General features: G+C 66.1%; 1 pseudogene. It reads left to right on the top strand.

Annotation, left to right across the window (positions count from 1 at the left end):
• Window positions 1–53: 53 nt before the first annotated feature.
• A pseudogene (locus tag AC5RWQ_RS30800) lies at window positions 54–369 on the top strand (hypothetical protein); the annotation flags it as partial.

Raw genomic sequence — 369 nt, forward strand, 5'->3', positions numbered from 1 at the left:
CGCGCGCTGATCCCCCTCGCGTGTGTGGGCCAACCCCCGAAGGAGCTTTCTCCATGAAGACCACCATGCTGCGTAAGAGTGTTCTGGGTATCGCTGGTCTGGCGTTCGCCGGTGGCGTCTTCGCCGGCCCGGCCATGCACGCCGACGCCGCCCCGGCGGTGGACGTCAAGCCCGTCGCGGTGCAGGCTGACAAGCCGGGTGTGAACAAGGCCAAGTTGATCCCGCACGGTGTGCAGGGCAGCCAGTCGCGCATCGATCTGAACGATGAGCAGACCGCGAATGTGAAGGCGATCATCGCCGGGACGAAGAAGTCGGGTCTGGACGAGCGGGCCGCGGTCATCTCCATCGCCACCAGCCTGCAGGAGTCGA

The organism is Micromonospora sp. BS32, from assembly GCF_059089345.1.